The organism is Streptomyces sp. NPDC020875 (assembly GCF_040641415.1).
GTDB lineage: Bacteria > Actinomycetota > Actinomycetes > Streptomycetales > Streptomycetaceae > Streptomyces.
The window spans coordinates 1-4,133 of record NZ_JBFADP010000124.1; the positions used below are offsets into that span (position 1 = coordinate 1).

At 72.9% G+C, this 4,133-nt stretch carries 3 protein-coding genes and 2 pseudogenes; 3 read left to right on the forward strand and 2 right to left on the reverse strand.

All coding sequences use genetic code 11. The features are described 5' to 3' along the window. Both AB0G74_RS34165 and AB0G74_RS34170 read left to right on the forward strand, forming a co-directional pair. Window positions 1-117, forward strand: a pseudogene (locus AB0G74_RS34165) (electron transfer flavoprotein subunit alpha/FixB family protein); the annotation flags it as partial. Window positions 118-315: 198 nt separating this feature from the next. Beyond that, window positions 316-945, forward strand: a pseudogene (locus AB0G74_RS34170) (aldolase); the annotation flags it as partial. A 156-nt stretch (window positions 946-1,101) separates the two neighbouring features. On the opposite strand, the gene AB0G74_RS34175 reads toward AB0G74_RS34170, so the two are convergent. After that, the gene (locus tag AB0G74_RS34175) at window positions 1,102-1,377 is read right to left on the reverse strand and encodes a hypothetical protein (RefSeq protein WP_361154585.1); all 276 of its coding nucleotides are present in this window, start codon (window positions 1,375-1,377) and stop codon (window positions 1,102-1,104) included. A 354-nt stretch (window positions 1,378-1,731) separates the two neighbouring features. Beyond that, a complete protein-coding gene (locus tag AB0G74_RS34180; protein ID WP_361154590.1) occupies window positions 1,732-2,709 on the reverse strand; it encodes a LacI family DNA-binding transcriptional regulator in 978 nt (325 codons plus the stop codon). Window positions 2,710-2,930: 221 nt separating this feature from the next. Between AB0G74_RS34180 and AB0G74_RS34185 the strand changes: the two genes are divergently transcribed. Further along, window positions 2,931-3,920 (forward strand): ROK family protein, encoded by a 990-nt coding sequence (locus tag AB0G74_RS34185; protein WP_361154587.1) that lies wholly within the window; start codon window positions 2,931-2,933, stop codon window positions 3,918-3,920. The last annotated feature ends 213 nt before the right edge of the window (window positions 3,921-4,133 follow it).

Consider the following 4,133-nt stretch of genomic DNA (forward strand, 5'->3'; position numbering starts at 1 on the left):
GTGGTGAACAAGGATCCGGAGGCGCCGATCTTCGAGCTGGCGGATTACGGGGTGGTGGGCGACCTCCACACCGTCCTCCCCCAACTCACCGAGGAAGTCAACGCCCGCAAGGGCTGAACCGCCCCCCGGATCCGTCGCCGCCGCGACGGCCGAGCCGGGGAGACGGACGTACGGCCGGAGCCGCACGGTGGAACCCCGCCGTGCGGCTCCCGCCGTTCCAGCCCACCCCGGCGCCATTGACGGCGATCACGACCGCCGCCTAGCTGCCCCGTACGAACGCGTGACTCCGCACCGGAGCAGGGGAGGCGTACGGCGATGACGCGGCGGAAACCACCGGCCACCACTTTCGGTGCGGCGGTCGAGACCCTGCTCGCGCCGGTGGACACCGAACTCGCCCGGCGCTACCCAGGCGACCCCGGTACCCGTCAACCCGTCCACACCGTCTATGTGTCGGCCCGGGACCTCACCGCTGACACCCCCCGGACCTGGGGCGCCGCCGCCCTCGGCGTACTCGCCGAACACGCCCCGGACGCGGCCTCCTTCGGAGCCGTCACCGGGCTCTCCGGCGCGCGGGCCGAGGCCGTGTACGACCGGGTACGGACCAAGCTGGCGCGGGAGCCCGTCGAGGATCTGCGGATCGACTTCGAGGACGGCTACGACGGCCGGACCGACGCGGAGGAGGACGGGCACGCCGCCCGCGCGGCCCGGCTGGTCGCCGAGGCGTACCGGCGGGGCACCGCCGCCCCATATACCGGTATCCGGATGAAATCCCTGGAGTCCGCGGTACGGAGCCGGGCCATCCGCACCCTCGACGTCTTCCTCACCGGGCTGGTCGAACACGGCGGGCTGCCCGGGGGACTGGTCCTCACACTGCCGAAGGTGAGCCGGGCCGAGCAGGTCACCGCGATGGCCGGGCTGCTCACGGCGTTCGAACGGGCGCACGGTCCGGACTGACCCGTGCCGAACTGGAGACGTACGCCCCCGCCCGCCGGACCGGCCCGACCCGGCGCTGAGCCCGGGTGACCGGACCCCACCGGGAACGGGGAACGCCCGCGGCCGAGTACGGCCGCGGGCGTGACGCGCATGGTGCGGTTCGGAGCGTCAGGGGCGCCAGATGAACAGGTCGTAGAGGTTGGTCTGGGCGTTGTAGGCGCAGTCGAAGTAGGACGCGCCCGCGTTCATGACGGCCCAGTTGCCCGCCCAGTGGCACTGGCCCAGGTTCGCGTAGCTGCCCCACGGGGTCCACCTCGTGGGCTGGACCACCGACGACGTCGTCGTGCCGGTGTCGGCCGCCTGGGCGGTCGGAGCGGTCATCAGTCCCGCACCGGCCACGGCCGCCACCACCGCGGCGGCGGCGAACATCTTGCGAATGGACATGAGGTCGAGCCCTCCCTCTTCGCCGATGTCATCGGGGTCCACGCCCCGATGGCGGAAGAAAGACTGTCCGGACAAATCTCGTGAAGCAATGGGAAGCGCAGATTCCCCAATGATTTGGCTGATATGCGGATAACTCGGCCGATATTATGTGTGTCCTGTGAAGGTGCCCCGTGATGACTCGTGTCGTCCCGGGGCCCAGCGCTCAGGACGTGCGGCGTGCGGCGTACGGTTCCGGTCAGGTCTGGACCAGGAGCCCCCAGCGGGGGACCGGGGCGTGAAAGCGCCCCGTGCCGAACGACGGCGCGGGGCGGGGAAGCGGGGGCGGGCGGGGGCGTACTCGCGTCCGAAGGGACGTTACGCCGGGGGGAGTTCGCCGGAGCCGCGGGGGATCAGCCGGGTCGCGAGTGTCACCCGGGTGGGTTCCTCCTCGACGCCGTCGAGCCGCCGGAACAGCCGCTCGGCCGCCGTCCGCCCCAGCAGGGCCGCGTCCTGGGCGATGACGGTGATCCCGAGCAGATCGGCCAGCTCCATATCGTCGAAGCCGACGAGCGCGACCTTGCGCTCCCGGTCGGCCAGGGTGCGGACCACGGTCACCATCACCCGGTTGTTCCCCGCGAACAGGGCTGTCACGGAGCCGGAGCCGTCGAGCATGTCGTCCACGGCCCGCCGGACCCGTTCGGGCGCCGTCGAGCCGAGGGAGACCCAGGCGGGATCGACCGCGAGACCGGCGTCCTCCATCGCCGCCCGATAGCCCCGCAGCCGCTCCACCGCCGTATGGATCCGGGGCTGGTCGCCTATGAAGCCGATCCGGCGGTGGCCGTGGGCGATCAGCTGGGCCACCCCCGCCCGGGCCCCGCCGTAGCTGTCGGAGAGCACCACGTCGGCGGCTATCCGCCCCGGCGGGCGGTCGACGAAGACGGTGGCCACCCCCGCCTTGATCTCGGGCTCCAGATAGCGGTGGTCGTGACCGGCCGGGATGACGATGAGTCCGTCGACCCGCCGGGCGCACAGGGCGAGTGCCAACTCCTGCTCGCGCTCCGGGTCCTCGGCGCTGGACCCGTTGATGAGCAGGGCGCCGTGGGACCGGGCGACCTCCTCGACCGCCCGGCTCAGCGGCCCGTAGAAGGGGTCCGCCAGATCCTCGAGCACCAGACCGATCGAGGCGGTCCTGCCCTTGCGCAGCACCCGGGCACTGTCGTTGCGGCGGAATCCGAGCGAGTCGATCGCCTCCCTGACCCGGCGCTCGGTGTCGGCAGTGACCCCGGGCTCCCCGTTGACGACCCGGGAGACGGTCTTCAGGCCCACCCCCGCGCGCGCCGCCACGTCCTTCATCGTCGGCCGGTTGCCGTACCGGGACTCGGGGCCCCGGGGACGGCCGGGGAGCAGGGGTGAACGGTCGGTCTCGGCCACGGTGTCGTCGTCCCGTCGTCGTACGGTGAAGTGGAGTTGCAGCGTTGAGCATAGAACCTGGACAACGTTGTCAGGGGAGGGAAGACTGGACGCCCGGTGTCGCGGTTGCGGCACTGTACCGGGGGAACGGGGACGTGGGAACCATGCGGACGCAACTTGTCGCGGCGCTGGACATCGGTGGTACGAAGATCGCGGGGGGATTGGTCGACCGGGCGGGCCGGATCCGGCTGAGGGCGCGCCGGGACACCCCCGCCCTGCAGGACGGCGAGACGGTGATGGGCGCGGTGTCGGAGGTGCTGGCCGAACTCTCCGCCGGACCGCAGTGGCGGCGGGTGGTGGCGGTGGGGATCGCCAGCGCCGGGCCCGTCGACGCCTCGGAGGGGACGGTCAGCCCGGTCAACGTCCCGGGCTGGCGGGGTTTTCCGCTGGTGGCCAGGGTTCGCCGGGTGACCGGCGGACTGCCCGTCGGGCTGGTCGGCGACGGGGTGGCGATGGCCGCGGCCGAGCACTGGCGGGGCGCGGCCCGGGGCTGGGACAACGCCTTGTGCCTGGTGGTCTCGACGGGGGTCGGCGCCGGTCTGGTCATCGGCGGCCGGGTCCATCCGGGCCCCAGCGGCAACGCGGGTCACCTCGGTCATATCAGTGTCGACCTCGACGGCGACCTCTGCCCCTGCGGCGGGCGTGGCTGTGTCGAGTCCATCGCCAGCGGGCCGAACATCGCCCGCCGGGCCCTCGCGGCGGGCTGGCGGCCGGGCCCCGACGGGGAGATCACGGCCGCCGCCGTGGCGTCCGCCGCGCGGGCCGGTGACCCGGTGGCCCGGGCCTCCTTCGCCCGGGCCGCCCAGGGACTGGCGGCGGGGATCGCGGCCGCGGCGGCGCTCGTCGACGTCGAGACCGCGGTGGTCGGCGGGGGAGTGGCCGGGGCGGGCGACGTCCTCTTCGAGCCGCTGCGGCGGAGCATGCGGGACTACGCCACGCTCTCGTTCACCCGGGGCCTGGTCGTGGCCCCGGCCCTGACGGGCGGTGACGCCGGGCTGATCGGGGCGGCGGCGCTGGTGACCGCGTCCTACGCCCGGCCGGACGAGAAGGCGGGCGGAACACCCGACGAGACGGCTGTCTTCGGCGGGGTGTGACAACGGCGCCGACTCGCGGCCGTCCGCGCGCCCGGTGGACGAACGGCGGAGGAACCGAGGGGGATCGGTGGACGTCCCGGCCCGGCCGCCACCGGGCGTGGTACGGGCCGGGACGTCCACCGATCTCTTCCGTAAAGTGGCAGATAGGAAGAGCGGGGGGGAGGGAAAGAGTGTACGTAAACACGTGTAGATAACGGTGTGCGCCGTAGCATA